This window comes from Mesobacterium pallidum, from assembly GCF_019966535.1.
Lineage (GTDB): Bacteria > Pseudomonadota > Alphaproteobacteria > Rhodobacterales > Rhodobacteraceae > Mesobacterium > Mesobacterium pallidum.
Genome location: NZ_JAIMID010000001.1, coordinates 564,900 through 582,731 on the forward strand (window position 1 = coordinate 564,900; position 17,832 = coordinate 582,731).

Genomic DNA, 17,832 nt, shown 5'->3' on the forward strand with positions numbered 1-17,832 from the left:
CGGCGCGCGGGCGAGCAGACATCCCCCCAGGTGGCGCGCGCAGTCGGACACCCCGCTCAGCGGGACGAGGGCGGCGGATAGGACAGTGGCAGCAGTCCTATCCGCCGTTTCCTTTTCCAAGGGTCGGGTGATGCGCCAACCGGTGGGGGACAAGACAAGAGGTCCGCGGGACAGTGGGTCTGAACTTCAGAGGCGAATTCAACCAGAAGGTTGACGGCAAGGGACGCATGTCGATCCCCGCCGATTTTCGTCGCGTTCTGGAGGAAGGCGATCCGCGCTACCCCGAGCATCCGAACCCCCGCGTGGTCGTGCTCTACGGGCCTCATCTCAAGAATTACCTGCAGGCCTACACGATCGAGGCGATGGCCGAGATCGAGGCCGGCATCACGTCGATGCCCCGCGGCAGCGAGCAGCGCAAGCGCCTGTCGCGCATGATCCTGTCCAAGTCCTGGGAGACCGAGATCGACCGCGACGGCCGGATCGTGCTGCCGAAAGAGCGGCGTGAACAGATCGGGCTCGAGGGCGAATGCGCCATGGTCGCGATGGGTGACCATTTCGAGATCTGGAACCGCAGCACCTACGAAGAGCTGGACGCGGCCGAGGATGCCGCCTTCCTCGACGAGATGGGGCCGGATTTCGATCCGCTCTCGCTGCTGCCGACGGGGGCCTGACCCATGTCGGCCGCCGAAACCTCCCCCTCCGGCGCCCCCCATGTTCCGGTGCTGCTTGGGTCCATCCTGGCCACCTGCGCGCCCATCACCGGCACCTGGCTTGACGGCACCTTCGGGGCCGGGGGCTATGCGCGCGGCCTGCTCGAGGCCGGGGCCACCAAGGTCATCGGCGTCGACCGCGACCCGCTGGCGCACCAGATGGCCGCGCCCTGGGCCGGCGACTACGGCGACCGGCTGGAATTGGTCGAGGGCACGTTCTCCCGGTTGGACGACTACGGGTCCGACCTCGATGGCGTGGTGCTGGACCTGGGCGTGTCGTCCATGCAAATTGACCTGGCCGAGCGGGGCTTTTCCTTCATGAAGGACGGGCCGCTGGACATGCGGATGAGCCAGCAGGGCGAAAGCGCCGCCGATATCGTCAACACGGCGGACGAGGCCGAACTGGCCGATATCCTATACCATTACGGCGAAGAGCGTGCCTCGCGCCGCATCGCCCGTGCCATCGTGAAAGCCCGCCCGCTGACCACGACCAAGCAACTGGCCGACATCGTCGAATCCTGCCTGCCGCGCCCCAAGCCCGGCCAGTCGCACCCGGCGACGCGCAGCTTCCAGGCGCTGCGGATCGCGGTGAACAACGAATATGGCGAGCTCTGGCAGGGCCTCATGGCGGCCGAGCGCGCGCTGAAACCCGGCGGGCAGCTGGCCGTCGTGACCTTCCACTCGGTCGAGGACCGGATGGTCAAGCGCTTCATGCAGGCGCGCGCCAACAAGGGCGGGCGGGCCAACCGCTACGCCCCCGAACTGGACGAGGATCCGGCCGTCTTCGAGCTGGTGACGCGCAAGGCCGTCGGCCCGGACGATGACGAGATCGCGATGAACCCGCGCGCCCGGTCGGCCCGGCTGCGGGTGGCGCGGCGCACGAGCGCGCCGGCCGGCGCGGTCGAGCCGAAAGACCTGGGGATGCCGCAGATGACAGGGGGAAAACGCAAATGAAGTCGATGCTTTACGTGATGACGGCGCTTGCGGTGATGGCGCTGGCCTTCTGGGCCTACCGCGAGAATTACCAGACCCAGGCCGCACTGGACGAGGTGCGCGACCTGCGCCAGGAGATCGGCGCGACCCGGGGCGAGCTGGGCGTGCTGCGGGCCGAATGGGCCTACCTCAACCGCCCCGACCGGCTGCGCGAGCTGGCGGGGCTGAACTTTCCTGACCTTGGCCTCTTGCCGCTGCGTCCCGACCAGTTCGGCCGCGTCGACCAGGTGGCCTTTCCCTCGCCGGTCGAAGAGCTGGGCCCGATCCTGGAACCCATCGACCTGACCTCGATGAACGCAGACGCAGAGGTGACCGAATGATCCGCACGCCCCTGCGCCCGCTGGCGCGCATCCTCGATGCCCGAGCCAAGGGCGAGAACCCGGACGCGATCGAGCGCGAGAACATCCGCATCCGCCACGAGCAGATGCGCGACAAGCTGCGGATGCGGGCCGAAAGCCGCCTGCTGGTGCTGGCGCTGGCCTTTGTCGTGGCCTACGGCGCGGTCGGCGCGCGCATGGGCCTTCTGGCGGCGTCGGAACCGGCCGAGCCGGTCACCGTGGCGAGCGGCGCGTCGATCCTGGCGCAGCGGTCCGACATCGTGGATCGGCGCGGGCGGATCCTGGCCACCAACATGGACACCTATTCGCTTTACGCCCAGCCGCAGCACATGATCGAACCGCTGCGCGCCGCGAAGGAGCTGGCCCGCGTTTTCCCCGACCTCGACGAAGAGACCCTGGCCAAGCAGTTCACCGGCGGGCGGAAATTCGTCTGGATCAAGAAAAAGATCAGCCCCGAGCAATACCAGGCCGTGCATGACATCGGCTCGCCCGGGCTGCTGTTTGGTCCGCGCGAGATGCGGCTTTATCCCAACGGCGCGCTGGCCTCGCACATCCTGGGCGGCGCCAGTTTCGGGCGCGAGGGCGTGCACGCGGCCGAGGTGATCGGCGTGGCGGGGGTCGAAAAGACCTTCGATGATTTCCTGCGCGATCCGGCCAACAACGGCGCCCCGCTCGAGCTGTCGATCGACCTGACAGTCCAGGCCGCGGTCGAGCGGGTGCTTTACGGCGGGATGAAGCTGCTGAACGCCAAGGGCGCGGCGGCGGTGCTGATGGATGTGCATACGGGCGAGGTGCTGAGCCTCGCCTCGCTGCCTGACTTCGACCCCAACGACCGGCCCCGCCCGCCGGTGGCCGGGGATGGCCAGACGCAGGACGACAGCCCGCTCTTCAACCGCGCGGTGCAGGGGGTCTACGAGTTGGGCTCGACCTTCAAGATCTTTGCCGTCGCCCAGGCGATGGAGCTGGGTCTCGTGAACCCCGACACGATGATCGACACCCGCGGCCCGCTGACCTGGGGCAAGCACCGGATCCGGGATTTCCACAACTACGGCAACGAGTTGAGCGCCACGACCGTGATCGTCAAAAGCTCGAACATCGGGACGGCGCGGATCGCGCAGATGATCGGCGTGGACCGGCAGAAGGACTTCCTCGAAAGCCTCGGACTGTTCCAGCCGACCCCGCTCGAGATGCTCGAGGCCAAGGGCGGCCAGCCCCTGCTGCCGCCGAACTGGTCCGAGCTGTCGACCATGACCATCAGCTATGGTCACGGCATGTCGGCCACGCCGCTGCACCTGGCGACGGGCTATGCCGCCATTGCCAACGGCGGGCGGATGATCAAGCCGACGCTGCTGAAACAGGCCGCCCCGCAGGAGGGCACGCGCGTGATGCGCCCCGAGGTCGCGGCGCGCAGCCGCGCCATGCTGCGCAAGGTGGTGACCGAGGGCACGGCGAGCTTTGGCGAGGTGCCGGGCTATGCCGTTGCCGGCAAGACCGGGACCGCCGACAAGCCCAAGCCGCGCGGCGGCGGCTATTACAAGGACAAGGTGATCGCAACTTTCGCCACCATGTTCCCGGCCTATGACCCGAAATACGTGCTGATCGTCACGCTCGACGAGCCGGTCGAAACCTCGGGGTCAGAGCCGCGCCGCACCGCCGGCTGGACGGCCGTTCCGGTCGCCGCCGAGATGATCACCCGCATTGCGCCACTGCTGGGATTGCGGCCCGAGATTGAACCGGGCGAACTGGCTGGTATAACGCTGACAAGCAACTAGGCCCGGACCCGTCGGCCTGCATGGCCCTGCGGGGCCTGCACCCGCGGGCCGAACGGGCCAGCCAGACCAGAGCGGGGACCGGCGGATGACCAGCGCAAGCGCAAAGACCAAGACCTTGTCCGAACTGGGCCTTACGGCGCGCGGTGGGCGCAACCCGCGCGTCTCGGGCCTGGCCGTGGACAGCCGAGAGGTACGGGACGGCACCCTTTTTGCCGCGCTGCCGGGCACCAAGGTGCATGGCGCGCGTTTTGCCGAAGGGGCCATCGCCGACGGGGCGGTGGCGATTCTCACCGATTCCGTGGGCGCCGCCATGGTGGCCGAACTGGACGGCGACGTTGCCGTGGTCGTGGCCGAGGACCCGCGCGCCGCGCTGGCGGGCGCCGCCGCGCTGTGGTTCGGCGCCCAGCCCGAGACCATGATCGCGGTCACCGGCACCAACGGCAAGACCTCCGTCGCGACCTTTGCCCGGCAGATCTGGACCCTGCTGGGCGAAGAGGCGATCAACCTCGGCACCACCGGGATCGAGGGCGCCTGGTCTGCCCCGCTGCATCACACCACGCCCGAGCCGATCACCCTGCACCGCGCCCTCTCCGAGGCCGCGGGCGCCGGCATCACCCATGCGGCGATGGAGGCATCCTCGCACGGGCTCGCCCAGCGGCGGCTTGACGGGGTGCACCTGGCGGCGGCGGGGTTCACGAATTTCACCCAGGACCACCTTGATTACCACGAAAGCTTCGAGGCCTATTTCGACGCCAAGGCGGGCCTGTTCGACCGGGTGCTGCCCGAAGACGGCGTGGCCGTCATCAACATCGACGACCCCAAGGGCGAAGACATGGCAAGCATCGCCACCCTGCGCGGGCAGGAGGTGATCCGTGTCGGCCATGGCCCCAATGCAGACCTGCGCATCGGCACCCAGCGGTTTGACGCGACGGGGCAAGAGCTGCGGTTCGACTGGCAGGGCGCCAGCCACCAGGTGCGGCTGAACCTCATCGGCGGCTTCCAGGCGGAAAACGTGCTGCTGGCCGCCGGGCTGGTCATCGGCGCCGGGGACGACCCGGACCGCGTCTTCGAGGTGCTGCCCAGCCTCGTCACCGTGCGCGGCCGGATGCAGCATGCCGCGACGCGCCAGAACGGCGCGGCGGTCTTTGTCGATTACGCCCATACGCCCGACGCGGTGGCCACGGCCCTGCGCGCGCTGCGCCCGCACGTGATGGGCCGGCTGGTGGCGATCATCGGCGCCGGGGGCGATCGCGACACCACCAAGCGCCCGCTGATGGGCGAGGCGGCAAGCTACCACGCCGACATGGTCATCGTCACCGACGACAACCCCCGCAGCGAGGACCCGGCCGCGATCCGCGCCGCCGTGCTGGCGGGCACCTCGGGGGGCGAGCAGGTGATCGAGGTCGCCGACCGGGCCGAGGCGATCCTGCGCGGCGTCGACGCGCTTGGCCCCGGCGACGCGCTGCTGATCGCGGGCAAGGGGCACGAATCGGGCCAGGTGGTGGGCGACACAGTCTACCCGTTCGACGACGTGGAACAGGCCAGCGTGGCCGTCTCCGCGCTGGACGGGGGCCTCGCATGAGCCTTTGGGCGGCGGCCGATGCCGCGTCGGCGACGGGCGGGCGCGCGACCACAGACTGGGCCTGCGATGGCCTGTCGATCGACACCCGCACGATCCAGAAGGGCGATCTTTTCGTCGCCCTGACCGCCGCCCGCGACGGGCACGATTTCGTCGCCCAGGCGCTGGATAAGGGCGCGGGCGCCGCGCTGGTCTCGCGAATCCCCGAGGGGCTGGACACGACCGCGCCGCTGCTGATCGTGCCCGACGTACAGGCCGCGCTCGAGGACCTTGGGCGCGCGGGCCGGGCCCGGATGACCGGCAAGGTGATCGCCGTCACCGGATCGGTCGGCAAGACCTCGACCAAGGAAATGCTGCGCGCGGCACTTTCGGGCCAGGGCAAGACCCATGCCAGCGTCGCCAGCTACAACAACCACTGGGGCGTGCCGCTGACGCTGGCCCGGATGCCCGCCGACAGCCGCTTTGCCGTCATCGAGATCGGCATGAACCACCCGGGAGAAATCGCACCGCTGGCGCAGATGGCCCGGCCGCACGTGGCCATCGTGACCAACGTGGGCGCCGCGCATATGGAGGCCTTCGGCTCGCTCGCCGGGATCGCCGCCGAGAAGGCCGCGATCTGCGACGGGCTCGAACCGGGCGGGGTGGCGGTGCTGAACGGCGACCTCGAGGTCTCGCCCATCCTTTTCGACGCCGCCCGGGCGCGCGGCGCGAAGATCGTCAGCTTTGGCGAGCGGCCGGGCAATCACCACCGGCTGGTCTCGGTCCGGCTGGTGGACCAGACCACGGTGGCCGAGGCGCGCGCCTGGCGCACGCCGGTCCTCTACAAGGTGCAGGCCGCGGGGCGGCACTTTGCCGTCAACGCGCTGGCGGTGGTGGCCATGGCGCAGGTGCTGCACCTTGACCGCGCGCTGCTGCTGGCCGATCTCGGCCAATGGGTGCCGGTCGCGGGCCGCGGCGCGCGCGAAAAGATCCAGATGGACCCGGTCGAGACCTCGCAATGCCTCGAGCTGATCGACGACAGCTACAACGCCAACCCGGTCTCCATGGCCGCCTCTCTCGAGGTGCTGGCGGCGGCCGAGGTGACCAACGACATCGGCCGCGTGGGGCAGGGGCGGCGCATCGCCTACCTCGGCGACATGAAGGAATTGGGCTCGGACGCGGTCGCCCTGCACGCGCGCCTCGCCGCGCTCGAGGCGACCCGGAAGATCGACCGCATCCACGCGGTCGGCCCGCTGATGAAGGCGCTTCACGACGCGCTGCCGCGGGAAAAGCGCGGGCGCTGGTGCGAAACCGCGCGCGAAATGGCTGCCGGGTTGCGCAGCGATCTCGACGCGGGCGACGTGGTGCTGGTCAAGGGATCGCTGTCCACGGGTCTGGCGGCCGTGGTTGACGCGATCCGAAAATTGGGCCAAGGCCCGCGCCAGACCGGACCAGGGGACGATTGACATGTTGTATTGGCTGACCGCGCTCAGCGATGGCGGGGACTTCTTCAACCTCTTCCGCTACATCACCTTCCGCGCGGGCGGGGCCTTCATGACGGCGCTGATCTTCGGCTTCCTGTTCGGGCCGCCGCTGATCAACGTGCTGCGCCGCAAGCAGGGCAAGGGCCAGCCGATCCGCACCGACGGCCCCGAGACCCACTTTGCCAAGGCCGGCACGCCCACCATGGGCGGGCTGCTGATCGTGGGGGCGCTGACGACATCGACGCTGCTCTGGGCGCGGCTCGACAACGGCTTTGTCTGGATGGTGCTGCTGGTCACGCTGGCCTTCGCGCTGATCGGGTTCCTGGACGATTACGCCAAGGTGTCCAAGCAGACCGTGGCTGGCCTCTCGTCGAGACTGCGCCTCGCCATCGGCTTTGCCATCGCGGCGGGGGCGGCGCTCTGGGCGACCTGGCTGCACCCGGCCGAGCTGCAATGGGGAATCGCCTTCCCGGTGTTCAAGGAATACCTGCTGAACGCCAGCTTCCTCTTCGTGCCCTTCGCGATGATCGTGATCGTCGGCGCGGCCAATGCGGTGAACCTGACCGACGGGCTGGACGGGCTGGCCATCATGCCGGTGATGATCGCCGCCGGCACGCTGGGCGTGATCGCCTATGCCGTGGGCCGGGTCGACTTCACCGACTACCTCGACGTCCACTACGTGCCGGGCACGGGCGAGATCCTGATCTTCACCGCCGGCCTCATCGGCGGCGGCCTGGGGTTCCTGTGGTACAACGCCCCGCCCGCGGCGGTCTTCATGGGCGACACCGGCTCGCTGGCCCTCGGCGGCGGCCTTGGCGCCATCGCGGTGGCCACCAAGCACGAGATCGTGCTGGGCATCGTCGGCGGCCTCTTCGTGGTCGAGGCGCTGTCGGTCATCATCCAGGTGCTCTACTTCAAGCGCACGGGCAAGCGGGTCTTCCTGATGGCCCCGATCCACCACCATTTCGAGAAACGCGGCTGGGCCGAGCCGCAGATCGTGATCCGCTTCTGGATCGTGTCGCTGATCCTCGCCATGATCGGCCTCGCCACCCTCAAGGTCCGCTGATCCGGACCGATCCAGCGGCGCGCGCGTGCCGCGCGCCCATCGTGACCTCGAACCCGCGCTAGCGCGCGGCCCCGAGGCGCCTCCCGGCCCAACCGTCCCCCTTCCCAAGTCCACCGTTCTCGTCTAGCGCTGGGGGCATGAACACGGACCCCCCCGGTCCTTCATTGTTTCAAAAATACCTCGGGGGTGCGGGGGCTGGCCCCCGCTGCGACCCACAAGCCAGGCACGCAACGAAGGGGCAGACATGATTCCGGTTCAAGGTTACGCAGGCGCGACGATCGCCGTCCTGGGACTCGGCCGCTCGGGCCTCGCCACGGCGCGGGCCCTGCGCGAGGGCGGGGCGGCGCCGCTCTGCTGGGACGACAACCCGGCCGCCCGCGACAAGGCCGAGGCCGAGGGCTTCGAGACCCGCGACCTCTCCCGCCCCGGCGCGCTGGAGGATGTCACGGCCCTCATCACCTCGCCCGGTATCCCGCATCTCTACCCCGCGCCGAACCCGCATATCGCGGCGGCCTGGGCGGCTGGCGTGCCGGTGGACAACGACATCGGGCTCTTCTTCCGCTCCTTCGCGACCGAGGACTGGGACAGCTTCGACACCATGCCCCGCGTGATCGCCGTCACTGGATCGAATGGCAAGTCCACCACATCGGCGCTGATCCACCACGTTCTGCAAAGCGCGGGCCGGCCGACCCAACTGGCGGGCAACATCGGGCGCGGCGTGCTCGACATCGACCCGGCCCGTGACGGCGAGGTGGTGGTGCTCGAGCTCAGCTCCTACCAGACCGAGCTCGCCCGCGCGCTGACCCCGGACGTGGCCGTGCTGACCAACCTCACGCCTGACCACCTGGACCGCCACGCCGGCAAGGGCGGCTATTTCGCGGCCAAGCGGCGGCTCTTTGCCGAAGGGGGCCCGGACCGCTGCGTGATCGGCGTGGACGAGGACGAGGGGCGGTTCCTCGCCAACCAGCTGATGGAAGGGCCCGGCGACGACCGGGTGATCCGCATCAGTTCGGGGCAGAAGTTCGCCGGGCCGGGCTGGACGGTGTCCGCCCGCAAGGGATTCCTGTCCGAGGGACGCAAGGGCAAGCAGGTGGCCTCGATCGACCTGCGCGCCATCAAGGGCCTGCCGGGCGCGCACAACCACCAGAACGCCTGCGCCGCCTATGCCGCGCTGCGCGCCGTGGGCCTTGCGCCGCGGCAGATCGAGGCGGGGTTCGCCAGCTTTGCCGGCCTGCCGCATCGCAGCCAGATCGTGGCCGAGGCGGGCGGGGTCACCTACGTGAACGATTCCAAGGCCACCAACGTCGACAGCGCACGCATGGCCCTGCGCGCCTTCAAGCGCATCCGCTGGATCTGTGGCGGGCTGGAAAAGGAAGGCGGGCTGGGTGGCCTGACCGACTCGCTGGGCGAGGTCGCCAAGGCCTATGTCATCGGCCGCGAGGCCGCGCATTTTGCCTTGCAATTGCCGGGGATCGAGGCCGAGATCTGCACCACCATGGCCCGCGCAGTCGACCTGGCCGTGGCCGAGGCCGAACCTGGCGACACGGTGCTGCTGGCCCCGGCGGCGGCGAGCTTCGACCAGTACGACAGTTTCGAGAAACGCGGCGAGGATTTCGTCGCCACCCTGCGCGCGCGGCTGGGAACGGGGTAAGGGGGGCCAGCCCCCCGTCGCCTGCGGCGACTCCCCCCGGAGTTTAATTGGCAAGATGAAGGGGATCGTGCGTTCAGTGGCCGGTCGTGGTCAGCAATCTTTCGACCAGCGCCTGGTAGCCGGCGCCGAAGAGGCGCAGGTGAACCAGGGCAGGCCAGAGCTGGTAGACCGGGCGGCGCGCCTGCCAGCCGGCTGGCAGGGGGCCGTAGGCGGCATGGAAATCGGCGGACGGGCTGCCGAAGAGGTGGAGCATGCCGAGGTCGACCTCGGCATCGCCGTGGTAGCAGGCCGGGTCGATCAGGTAGGGGCCGGCGTCGGTGAAAAGCAGGTTGCCGGACCAGAGGTCACCGTGCAGCAAGGCCGGCGCGGGGCGGCGCGGCAGCAGGTTCGGCAGGGCGCGGGCCAGCGCCTCGATCCGCGGACGCAGGGAGGCGGGCAGGTGGGGCAGGGACGGCAGGAGCCGCCGTTCGGCCCAGAAGCCGGGCCAGTCGATGGTGGCGCCGTTGGGACTCTCGACGCTGCCAAAGGCGTAGTCCTCGGGCCAGCCATAGCCGGTGCCCTCGAGCGCGTGAAGGTGTTTCAGCGCCGTACTGACCTTGGCCCAGCCGTCGCGCGCGGGGCGGGTTTCGGGCAGCGCTTCGATCAGCAGGAGCGTGCCGGACTGGCCCAGGACCTGTGGCACCGGCGCGCCTCTGACTGCCATGGCTTCAAGCATCCGGCCTTCGCGGTCCACCAACGGGCCGGTCTTGACGACCATTTGGGATCCATCGTCGAGCGTGCAAAGCGTCACCTCGGACAGGTCGCCGCCATGCAGCGGGCGCTGGCCGGTGATCCGCCGGCCCAGCAGGGCTTCGGCGCCTAGCCGGTCCACGACACCCTTGCCTCGCCCGCCGTCATGCCCGCGCCGGTGCGGTCGAAGCGCAGGTAGGCGATGGCGCGGCCGCCGGCCTGGGTGTGCAGCGTGCCGACCGGTTTGCCATCGCGGGTGATCTCGGTGCCGACGGGCGCGGAGCCCTCCACCTCGACCGTCACGAAGCCCTTCCGCAGTTCGGTCTTGTGGTGCATCCGGGCGGTGACCTCCTGCCCGACATAGCAGCCCTTGCGGAAATCCACCCCGTGCAGCCGGTCGAACCCTGCCTCGAGGATGAAGGTGTCGGGGCCCAGCTCGCTGCCCCATTCGGGCACGCAGGCGGCCACGCGGAGCGCGTCGAAATCGACGCCCTCGGTGCCTTCCTCGTCGCCGTAAAGCCGCCAGCCCAGCGTGGCGTGGCGCGGGTCGGCCACGGCGCCCTCGGGGGCCGGGCCGGTGCCGCGCGACACCTTCAGCCCGCTCTCCTCGACCGAGACGGCGCGGCGGAGCTTGTACATCGTCAGCCGCATGGCCACGCTGTCGGCCACGTCCTCGGGCAGGTCCATCAGCACGGCCCCGTCCCGGCGGATCAGGAAGAAGTCGGCGATCAGCTTTCCCTGCGGCGTCAGCAGGGCCGCATAGACCGCGCCCCGGTCCAGCCCGGCGACATCATTGGTCACCAGGTCCTGCAGGAAGTCTTCCGTGTCGGGCCCGGTCAGGGCGAGAACGCGGCGCATGGGGTTCCTCCAAGAGTTTCAGTCGGATATAGAGCCGCGGGGACGAAGGGGAAAGAGATGCGCGCACCGATTTCGGTGATCATTCCGACATTCAATGCCGCGGATGCGTTGCCGCTGTGTTTGGCGGCGCTGGGCGAAGGCTTGCAGGCCGGGCTGATCCGCGAGTTGATCGTCACGGACGGCGGCTCGACCGACCAGACCATGCGGCTGGCCACGGCAGCGGGCGCGACGGTTGCCAGCGGCCCCAAGGGGCGCGGCGGCCAGCTGCGGCGCGGCTGCGCGGCGGCGGGCGGGGCCTGGCTGCTGGTGCTGCATGCCGACACCGTGCTGGCCGAGGGCTGGGCCGAGGCCGCGCTGCGCCATATCGAGCGGCCGGGCGCCGGGGCGGCCTGTTTCCGGCTGCGCTTTGACGGCGGCGGGCTGCCGGCGCGCCTTGTCGCGGGCTGGGCCAACCTGCGCAGCCGCGCCTTCGCGCTGCCCTATGGCGACCAGGGCCTGCTGCTGCCCCGCGCCGCCTATGACGCGGCGGGCGGCTACCCCGACCAGCCGCTGATGGAAGACGTGGCGCTGGTGCGCGCCCTGGGCGTCGTCGAGATGTTGGCGGCCGAGGCCGTCACCTCGGCCCGCCGCTACCGGCAGGGGGGCTGGCTGCGGCGCGGGACGCGGAACCTCTGGACACTTGCGCGTTATGCGATGGGCGTTCCGCCCGAGCGGCTGGCGCGCGACTACGAGCGCTGATGGGCGACCAGCTGGCCCTGGTCCAGACGCAGCTGCCGGTCCATCCGCGCCGCCAGATCGAGGTTATGCGTGGCGATCAGCGCCGACAGCCTGGTGTCGCGCACGAGGTCCAGCAGTGTCCCGAACACCCGGTCCGAGGTCTCGGGATCGAGGTTGCCCGTCGGCTCGTCCGCCAGCAGCAGGCGCGGGGCGTTCGCGAGGGCCCGGCAGAAGGCGACGCGCTGCTGCTCGCCGCCCGAGAGCGCCGCAGGGCGATGATCGGCGCGGGTCTCGACACCGACGCGGGTCAGCAGGTCGCGGGCGCGGGTTTCCGCCGCGCCGCGCGCCACGCCATTCGCGAGCTGCGGCAGCACGATGTTCTCCAGCGCCGAGAACTCGGGCAGCAGGTGGTGGAACTGGTAGATGAAGCCGACATCCTCGCGCCGCGCCCGGGTGCGGCGGCGGTCGCCGAGGCCGGTCATGTCCTCGCCGACAAAGCTGACGGTGCCCGCGTCGGGCGTGTCGAGCAGGCCGGCGATGTGCAGCAGAGTCGACTTGCCCGCGCCCGAGGGGGCGACAAGGGCGACGACCTCGCCCGGTTTCAGCGCCAGGTCGATGCCGCGCAGCACGCGGATCTCGTTCGGTTTGCCGGCGTTGTAGGTCTTTTGAACGCCGCTCAGTTTCAGCACCTCATTCATAGCGCAGCGCCTCCACCGGGTTCATCCGCGCCGCGCGGCGGGCGGGAAAGATCGTCACGACGAAGCTCAGGCCCAGCGACAGGACCACGGCCGAGATGACGTCGCCGGACTCGAGCTTGGCGGGGATGGAATAGATCCCCCGGATCGACGGGTCCCAGACGCCGCCGCCGGCCACGTAGTTCACCAGCGAAAAGATCGGGTCGATGTAGATGGCGAAAAGGCAGCCCAGCACCACGCCGCAGGCCGTGCCGATGAGGCCGGTGAAGCTGCCGCAGATGAAGAAGACGCGCAGGATCGAGCCCTCGGTCAGCCCCATGGTGCGCAGGATGCCGATGTCGCGGCCCTTGTTCTTGACCAGCATGATCAGGCCGGAAACGATGTTCATCGCAGCGATCAGCACTAGGATGCCCATGATGACGAACATCACGTTGTCCTCGACCTCGAGCGCGCGCAGGAAGGACCCGCTGGCATCGCGCCAGGTCCAGACCTGGCCCCGGTCGCCGGCGGCCTGCATCAGCGGCAGGGCGAGGGCGTCGACCGCGTCCGGTTCTTCGACCATCACTTCAATCTCGTCCGCTACCTCCTCGCGATTGAAGAAGATTTGCGCCTCTTTGAAAGGCAGGTAGGCGCGGGTCCGGTCGATGTCGTAGCGCCCGGCGGTGAAGATATAGGTGACCTCGTAGCCGTTGACGCGCGGGCTGGTCCCCAGCGCCGTCTTGACCCCGTTGGGCGAGATGATGCGGATGCGGTCGCCCACCGTAACCCCCAGCTCGCGCGCCACGCCCGAGCCGATGGCGATGCCGTTCGGGAAATCCTCGATCCGGCCGACGTGGCTTTCGGGTTCGGAAATTCGGGGGATGCCGGAGAGGTCCTCGGCCGTGATCCCGTAGATCTCGATCCCTGCATTGCGCTGTTGGTAGCTGGCCATGACCTGGCCGCGCACCAGCGGCGCGGCGCGGGTGACGCCGGGGACGGCGCGCAGACGCTCGGCCATCTCGGCATAGTCCGGGATCGTGCGGTCGGTGCGGCCGAATTCGTCCACCTGCGCGGCGTTGTAGACCGTCACATGGGCGTTGGCGCCCAGGATCGTGTCGACGAATTCCGCGCGAAAGCCCGAGCGCACGGCGAGCGTTGCGACAAGCGCGAAGACCGCGAGGGTGATACCGATCAGGCTGATCCAGGTCATCGTGCTGACGCCGCCCTCGGCGCGGCGCGCCCGCAGGTAGCGCCAGGCGATCATCCATTCGAAGGGGGCAAAGGGGGCGGGGCTGCTCACATCCGGGCCTCTGGTCTGGGTTGGCGCGATAAGTGGCGTCTGGCCGCAGGGGCGTCAACCCACGTTGGCGCGATGGGCGGTGCGTGGTAGTCTCAATCCATGCGAGGATGGCGCACCCTGGTCGAACGGCAGATCCGCAAGGCCGAAGCGGAAGGCAAGCTCTCGGGGCTGGCCGGCGAGGGCAAGCCCTTGCCCCATCGCCCGGGCGATGCGCTGATCGACGCCGCCGACGCGGCGGGGTTCCGCATCATGGCCGAAGCCGGCGCGCTGCCCGAGGAGATTCGCCTCAAGACGCAGCTGGACGAAGCACGCGCCGCCTGGTCCGCCGAGCCCGACGCGGCGGCCCGCAAGCCGCTGATGGCCCGGGTCGCCGATCTTCAGGTGCGCTACGAGATCGCGCGCGAGGCGCGGCGGAAGTTCCTGCGCTGAACGCCGATACCGGGGCCTGTGGCGCGTGTCGGAGCCTCCGGCGGGAGTTTATCGGCACAATGAAGCAGGGGATCCGATCCGTCCTTCATTGTGCCCCTGAACTCCGGGGAGCCCGAGGGGCAGGGCCCCTCGGTTGTCCCGCGCCCCTAGGCGGGCCGCACCTCACACCCGTTGCGTGATCCAGACCCCCAGCGCCATCACGCCGATCCCCAGCGCGCGGGTGGCCGTCAGCGGTGTCACGTTGGCCGAGAAGAGGCCGAACTGGTCGATCGCCGCCGCGCTGATGAGCTGGCCGATCAGCACGAAGAACACCGCGTTTCCGACGCCGAACTTCGGCGCGATGAAGGTGACCGAGAGCACGTAGAAGGCGACGAAGAGCCCGCCCAGAAAGAAATGCCAGGGCACCCCCGCCGTGCGTTTCAGCGCCGGGGCCTGGCCGGTCAGCAGCAGCACGATGGCCGCCAGCGCGAAGGCCAGTGCGAACAGGAACATCGAGGCCGCGACGGGCGAGCCCAGCCGCACGCCGAGGCCCGCGTTCAGGGCGGCCAGGATCGGAATGCCGATCCCGGCCAGCAGCATGATCAGCGCGTAATGGAGCATGTCGAGTCCTCAGCCGGCAAAGAAGGTGGCGGTGGCCGTGGCGCAGAGCTTGCCCGCCGGCAGCGCCTCGAGCTCGGCCCGGGCAAAGACCAGCGCCTTGCCGGCGCGCACGATGGTGGCGGTGCAGCGGATGGTCTCTCCGCCCCCCGGCCGCAGGAACTGGGTGTCGAGGTTGGTGGTCGCCACCGGGCGGAATTCGCCGAAATGGCCGGCGCAGGCAAAGACCATGGCCGTATCGGCCAGCGCCGCCAGCGCCTGTCCCGAGACGATGCCGCCGACGCGGGCGATCTCGGGGCGGACGGGGATCTCGAGCACCGCGCCCTCGGGGCCGATCCCGGTCACCGTGATGTGCAGGGCGCGCACCCAGTCGGCGAAATATTCCTCCAGCGCGGATTGCGCTGCCTTGGTGTCGATCATGCCTGTCCCTCCCGGTCTGCGTCGCGGGCAGAGTGGCGCGGTCGGGGCGGCTTGTCACTTGCGAAAGCGCCTGACCTGGATCAAGGCGGCGCGGCCCGTGCCCGGGCAGGCTGGGCGCGACCGCGCAAGGACATGACATGACACGATACGCGCTACTCCTGCCTCTGCTTCTGGCCGCCTGCCAGCCCCCGATGCCCGATGGCGCCCGGCTGTTTGCCGAAACTTGCTCGGCCTGTCACGGCCCCTCGGGCCATGGCGACGGCCCCGTCGCGGCCGAGCTTCCGGTGGCCCTGCCCGACCTCACCCAGCTGGCCGCGACAAGCGGCGGCACCTTCCCGATGGCGCGGGTGCTGACCCAGGTCCACGGCTATCCCGGCCGCTTCCAGCGCGGCCTCATGCCCGAGTTCGCGCCGCTGCTGCAAGGCCCGCCCGCCACCTGGAACGGCCCCGATGGCCCGGTCACCGCACCGGCCCCGCTGCTCGCCGTGGCGCGCTATCTCGAAGGCATCCAGGACTGACCTTGCCCGCCCTGCGCGCATCTGAGACACTTGGAAAAAAGAACGGAGGTCCCCATGAAACGGGTGATTTGGGCAGCGATGATTCCCCTCGGCCTGGCCGCCTGCATGGCGCAGGAGATGCCCGAGGCCGGCGAAGGCGCGCGGCTTTACGCCGAGAATTGCGCCATGTGCCACGGGGCGACCGGGCAGGGCGACGGCCCGCTGGCCGGCGAGATGTCGCCGCCCCCCGCCAACCTCGCGCTGATCGCCGCGCGGAACGACGGCACATTCCCGCGCGCCCAGGTGCTGTCGGTGATCGACGGCTACCACCGCGCCGATCTGCCGGGGCAGGAGATGCCGGAATTCGGCCTGCTGCTCGAGGGCGACCTGGTCCCGGTTGACACGGGCGACGGCGTGATGACCCCGACGCCGCGCCCGCTGGCCGCGCTGCTGGCCTATCTCGAGGCCATCCAGCAGCCTTGATCCCGGTCAAGGACATCTGTCCGCCGGGTGCCTAGCCTGGCCCCGGGGCCATCCAGGAGAACCGACCATGCGCCACGTGACATTGCCCATCTTACTTGCCTTCTCGTCCCTGCCGGCGGCAGCCCAGGACATCGACGCGGGCAGCGCGCTGTTCGCGCGTCATTGCGCGACCTGCCACGGGGCAGATGCCACCGGGGGCGGGCCGATGGCGCCCGTGCTGGTGGTCCAGCCCAAGGACCTGACGCAGCTCTCGGCCGAGAACGGCGGGGTCTTTCCCATGGCCCGGGTGGTCGCCCGGATCGACGGGGGCGACCCGCTGGTCAGCCACGGCAGCGCCATGCCGGTCTATGGCGATTTCTTCGCCGGCCGGGGCCGCACCCTGACCGCGCCGGACGGGACTGAGATCGAGACCTCGGGCCCGATCGCCGACCTTGTCGCCTACCTGGAACATGTCCAGGGCGAAGAGATCTGAGCGCCTAGTCGCAGATCCCCTCTATCTCGGCCCCTTTCCAGGGCAGGCGCACCCGGTCGGCCAGCCGGTACCGCAGGTCGGTCACCGGGAACTCGGCGCTCAGCATCGCATGCAGCCGCGCCGTGCGCGCGGCATCCGGCGCCAGCACCCTGCAACACAGGTATTCCTCGACGATGGCGCCCTGCTGCTCGTAGCCATGCGACAGGAACGACACCTCGGTCTCGGGATCGAAAAGGTAGGGGTCCGGGCTTGCCGAATGCTCCCCGGCCGCGCGCAGCGGATGATAGCCGGTGCGGTCGCGGTTCTGCCATTGCCAGACATGGGTCATCTCGTGGGCGAACAGCATGGCCTCGGGCAGGGACAGGATCTCGGGCAGCTCCTCGAGGTAGTCCTCACGCCACAGGTCCTCGCGGTAGCGGACGTGGTTGAAGACCGCCATGGCGGCGGGCGATACGGTGATCTCGGCCGCCTCGATCGGCGGGTAGAGCCGTTCGGTACAGGTCACCCGCGGCCGCGCCGGGCGCTGATAGGTGAAGGATCCGGCCAGCAGCGGCCCCGAGAATCGCACCCGGTCCACATCCACCTGGTCGGCAAAGATCGCGCCGGCAAAGGCCTTCTCGTGCTCGGTCAGCACGCGGCCGCAACTGGGGGCGGCAAGGGCAAGGCAAAGGATGAGAGCGGCACGCATGGCGCGACCATGCCACGGATCACGCCGCTTGCCATCCCGAAACGACGGACCGGTCCGATTGCCGCCGACCGGCTTCGGCCCGTCTCGTGCCGCCAGACTGCGCGCAGGCGCGCAGGCCTCCGGCGGGAGTTTATCGGCACAATGAATCAGGGGACCCGTGCCCCCCCCCCTTCATCTTGCCAATAAACTCCGGGGAGTCCGAGGGGCAGAGCCCCTCGACTTCTTTCGTGCCACGCCTCCGGCGCGAGGGGCAGAGCCCCTCGACTTCTTTCGTGCCGCGCCTCCGGCGCGAGGGGCAGAGCCCCTCGACTTCTTTCGTGCCGCGCCTCCGGCGCGAGGGGCAGCACCCCTCGGTTCCTCCGAGCCGCGCCTCCGGCGCGAGGGCGCTGACCCTTC

The 17,832-nt window shown here is 69.8% G+C and carries 20 protein-coding genes; 13 read left to right on the plus strand and 7 right to left on the minus strand.

Annotated elements, in window-relative coordinates:
* Positions 1–173 precede the first annotated feature (173 nt).
* The 8 genes from mraZ to murD all read left to right on the plus strand — a co-directional run bounded on the left by mraZ (position 174) and on the right by murD (position 9,572).
* Entirely contained in the window at positions 174–671 is a 498-nt protein-coding gene (gene mraZ, locus MF270_RS02560; RefSeq protein ID WP_238364276.1) for a division/cell wall cluster transcriptional repressor MraZ, read from the plus strand.
* A 3-nt stretch (positions 672–674) separates the two neighbouring features.
* Positions 675–1,664: a 16S rRNA (cytosine(1402)-N(4))-methyltransferase RsmH gene (rsmH, locus tag MF270_RS02565; protein WP_238364277.1), complete on the plus strand. Its 990-nt coding sequence runs from the start codon at positions 675–677 to the stop codon at positions 1,662–1,664.
* Positions 1,661–2,023: a cell division protein FtsL gene (gene ftsL / locus MF270_RS02570; protein ID WP_238364278.1), complete on the plus strand. Its 363-nt coding sequence runs from the start codon at positions 1,661–1,663 to the stop codon at positions 2,021–2,023. The genes rsmH and ftsL overlap by 4 nt, the downstream gene beginning before the upstream one ends.
* Positions 2,020–3,813, plus strand: coding sequence for a peptidoglycan D,D-transpeptidase FtsI family protein (locus MF270_RS02575; protein WP_238364279.1), 1,794 nt, complete (start codon positions 2,020–2,022; stop codon positions 3,811–3,813). Before ftsL ends, MF270_RS02575 begins: the two co-directional genes overlap by 4 nt.
* Positions 3,814–3,898: 85 nt before the next feature.
* Positions 3,899–5,395 (plus strand): UDP-N-acetylmuramoyl-L-alanyl-D-glutamate--2,6-diaminopimelate ligase, encoded by a 1,497-nt coding sequence (locus MF270_RS02580; protein WP_238364280.1) that lies wholly within the window; start codon positions 3,899–3,901, stop codon positions 5,393–5,395.
* Positions 5,392–6,837: a UDP-N-acetylmuramoyl-tripeptide--D-alanyl-D-alanine ligase gene (locus MF270_RS02585; RefSeq protein WP_238364281.1), complete on the plus strand. Its 1,446-nt coding sequence runs from the start codon at positions 5,392–5,394 to the stop codon at positions 6,835–6,837. The genes MF270_RS02580 and MF270_RS02585 overlap by 4 nt, the downstream gene beginning before the upstream one ends.
* Before the next feature lies 1 nt (position 6,838).
* The gene (gene mraY, locus MF270_RS02590; protein WP_238364282.1) at positions 6,839–7,921 is read left to right on the plus strand and encodes a phospho-N-acetylmuramoyl-pentapeptide-transferase; all 1,083 of its coding nucleotides are present in this window, start codon (positions 6,839–6,841) and stop codon (positions 7,919–7,921) included.
* A 244-nt stretch (positions 7,922–8,165) separates the two neighbouring features.
* Positions 8,166–9,572: a UDP-N-acetylmuramoyl-L-alanine--D-glutamate ligase gene (gene murD, locus MF270_RS02595; RefSeq protein ID WP_238364283.1), complete on the plus strand. Its 1,407-nt coding sequence runs from the start codon at positions 8,166–8,168 to the stop codon at positions 9,570–9,572.
* 73 nt (positions 9,573–9,645) lie between these two features.
* On the opposite strand, the gene MF270_RS02600 is transcribed toward murD, so the two are convergent.
* Together MF270_RS02600 and ygfZ are read right to left on the minus strand one after the other, a co-directional pair.
* Complete coding sequence (locus MF270_RS02600; RefSeq protein ID WP_238364284.1) at positions 9,646–10,443, minus strand: fructosamine kinase family protein; 798 nt, start codon at positions 10,441–10,443, stop codon at positions 9,646–9,648.
* Positions 10,431–11,159, minus strand: a complete 729-nt coding sequence (ygfZ, locus tag MF270_RS02605) for a CAF17-like 4Fe-4S cluster assembly/insertion protein YgfZ (RefSeq protein ID WP_238364285.1) — start codon at positions 11,157–11,159, stop codon at positions 10,431–10,433. The genes MF270_RS02600 and ygfZ overlap by 13 nt, the downstream gene beginning before the upstream one ends.
* A 57-nt stretch (positions 11,160–11,216) precedes the next feature.
* On the opposite strand from ygfZ, the gene MF270_RS02610 reads away from it, so the two are divergent.
* On the plus strand, positions 11,217–11,897 hold the full coding sequence (locus MF270_RS02610; protein ID WP_238364286.1) for a TIGR04283 family arsenosugar biosynthesis glycosyltransferase: 681 nt from the start codon (positions 11,217–11,219) through the stop codon (positions 11,895–11,897).
* Here MF270_RS02610 and MF270_RS02615 read toward each other — a convergent pair.
* Positions 11,885–12,574: an ABC transporter ATP-binding protein gene (locus MF270_RS02615; protein WP_238364287.1), complete on the minus strand. Its 690-nt coding sequence runs from the start codon at positions 12,572–12,574 to the stop codon at positions 11,885–11,887. The two genes, MF270_RS02610 and MF270_RS02615, sit on opposite strands and share 13 nt — an antisense overlap.
* On the minus strand, positions 12,567–13,814 hold the full coding sequence (locus MF270_RS02620) for a lipoprotein-releasing ABC transporter permease subunit (protein WP_238364338.1): 1,248 nt from the start codon (positions 13,812–13,814) through the stop codon (positions 12,567–12,569). Before MF270_RS02620 ends, MF270_RS02615 begins: the two co-directional genes overlap by 8 nt.
* A gap of 135 nt (positions 13,815–13,949) precedes the next feature.
* On the opposite strand from MF270_RS02620, the gene MF270_RS02625 reads away from it, so the two are divergent.
* Entirely contained in the window at positions 13,950–14,279 is a 330-nt protein-coding gene (locus MF270_RS02625; protein ID WP_238364288.1) for a DnaJ family domain-containing protein, read from the plus strand.
* A 162-nt stretch (positions 14,280–14,441) separates the two neighbouring features.
* Here the strand turns inward: MF270_RS02625 and MF270_RS02630 are convergent, their stop codons facing one another.
* Entirely contained in the window at positions 14,442–14,879 is a 438-nt protein-coding gene (locus MF270_RS02630) for a DMT family transporter (RefSeq protein ID WP_238364289.1), read from the minus strand.
* Between the two features lie 9 nt (positions 14,880–14,888).
* Entirely contained in the window at positions 14,889–15,296 is a 408-nt protein-coding gene (locus MF270_RS02635; protein WP_238364290.1) for a PaaI family thioesterase, read from the minus strand.
* Positions 15,297–15,433: 137 nt separating this feature from the next.
* On the opposite strand from MF270_RS02635, the gene MF270_RS02640 reads away from it, so the two are divergent.
* From MF270_RS02640 to MF270_RS02650, 3 genes are all read left to right on the plus strand, one after another.
* Positions 15,434–15,814, plus strand: coding sequence for a c-type cytochrome (locus MF270_RS02640; RefSeq protein ID WP_238364291.1), 381 nt, complete (start codon positions 15,434–15,436; stop codon positions 15,812–15,814).
* Positions 15,815–15,868: 54 nt separating this feature from the next.
* Positions 15,869–16,276: a c-type cytochrome gene (locus tag MF270_RS02645; RefSeq protein ID WP_238364292.1), complete on the plus strand. Its 408-nt coding sequence runs from the start codon at positions 15,869–15,871 to the stop codon at positions 16,274–16,276.
* Positions 16,277–16,343: 67 nt separating this feature from the next.
* Complete coding sequence (locus tag MF270_RS02650; protein ID WP_238364293.1) at positions 16,344–16,748, plus strand: c-type cytochrome; 405 nt, start codon at positions 16,344–16,346, stop codon at positions 16,746–16,748.
* Between the two features lie 4 nt (positions 16,749–16,752).
* Here the strand turns inward: MF270_RS02650 and MF270_RS02655 are convergent, their stop codons facing one another.
* Positions 16,753–17,436: a hypothetical protein gene (locus MF270_RS02655; protein ID WP_238364294.1), complete on the minus strand. Its 684-nt coding sequence runs from the start codon at positions 17,434–17,436 to the stop codon at positions 16,753–16,755.
* Positions 17,437–17,832 lie beyond the last annotated feature (396 nt).

Excerpts from the sequence above, each read along its gene's own strand:
- ftsL (WP_238364278.1), top strand. The coding sequence starts at position 1,661 with ATGAAGTCGATGCTTTACGTGATGACGGCGCTTGCGGTGATGGCGCTG.
- MF270_RS02585 (WP_238364281.1), top strand. The coding sequence starts at position 5,392 with ATGAGCCTTTGGGCGGCGGCCGATGCCGCGTCGGCGACGGGCGGGCGC.
- MF270_RS02615 (WP_238364287.1), bottom strand. The coding sequence starts at position 12,574 with ATGAATGAGGTGCTGAAACTGAGCGGCGTTCAAAAGACCTACAACGCC.
- MF270_RS02575 (WP_238364279.1), top strand. The coding sequence starts at position 2,020 with ATGATCCGCACGCCCCTGCGCCCGCTGGCGCGCATCCTCGATGCCCGA.
- MF270_RS02630 (WP_238364289.1), bottom strand. The coding sequence starts at position 14,879 with ATGCTCCATTACGCGCTGATCATGCTGCTGGCCGGGATCGGCATTCCG.
- MF270_RS02625 (WP_238364288.1), top strand. The coding sequence starts at position 13,950 with ATGCGAGGATGGCGCACCCTGGTCGAACGGCAGATCCGCAAGGCCGAA.
- ygfZ (WP_238364285.1), bottom strand. The coding sequence starts at position 11,159 with ATGCGCCGCGTTCTCGCCCTGACCGGGCCCGACACGGAAGACTTCCTG.
- rsmH (WP_238364277.1), top strand. The coding sequence starts at position 675 with ATGTCGGCCGCCGAAACCTCCCCCTCCGGCGCCCCCCATGTTCCGGTG.
- MF270_RS02650 (WP_238364293.1), top strand. The coding sequence starts at position 16,344 with ATGCGCCACGTGACATTGCCCATCTTACTTGCCTTCTCGTCCCTGCCG.
- MF270_RS02620 (WP_238364338.1), bottom strand. The coding sequence starts at position 13,814 with ATGATCGCCTGGCGCTACCTGCGGGCGCGCCGCGCCGAGGGCGGCGTC.
- MF270_RS02580 (WP_238364280.1), top strand. The coding sequence starts at position 3,899 with ATGACCAGCGCAAGCGCAAAGACCAAGACCTTGTCCGAACTGGGCCTT.
- MF270_RS02655 (WP_238364294.1), bottom strand. The coding sequence starts at position 17,436 with ATGCGTGCCGCTCTCATCCTTTGCCTTGCCCTTGCCGCCCCCAGTTGC.
- MF270_RS02645 (WP_238364292.1), top strand. The coding sequence starts at position 15,869 with ATGAAACGGGTGATTTGGGCAGCGATGATTCCCCTCGGCCTGGCCGCC.
- murD (WP_238364283.1), top strand. The coding sequence starts at position 8,166 with ATGATTCCGGTTCAAGGTTACGCAGGCGCGACGATCGCCGTCCTGGGA.
- MF270_RS02635 (WP_238364290.1), bottom strand. The coding sequence starts at position 15,296 with ATGATCGACACCAAGGCAGCGCAATCCGCGCTGGAGGAATATTTCGCC.
- MF270_RS02640 (WP_238364291.1), top strand. The coding sequence starts at position 15,434 with ATGACACGATACGCGCTACTCCTGCCTCTGCTTCTGGCCGCCTGCCAG.
- MF270_RS02610 (WP_238364286.1), top strand. The coding sequence starts at position 11,217 with ATGCGCGCACCGATTTCGGTGATCATTCCGACATTCAATGCCGCGGAT.
- mraY (WP_238364282.1), top strand. The coding sequence starts at position 6,839 with ATGTTGTATTGGCTGACCGCGCTCAGCGATGGCGGGGACTTCTTCAAC.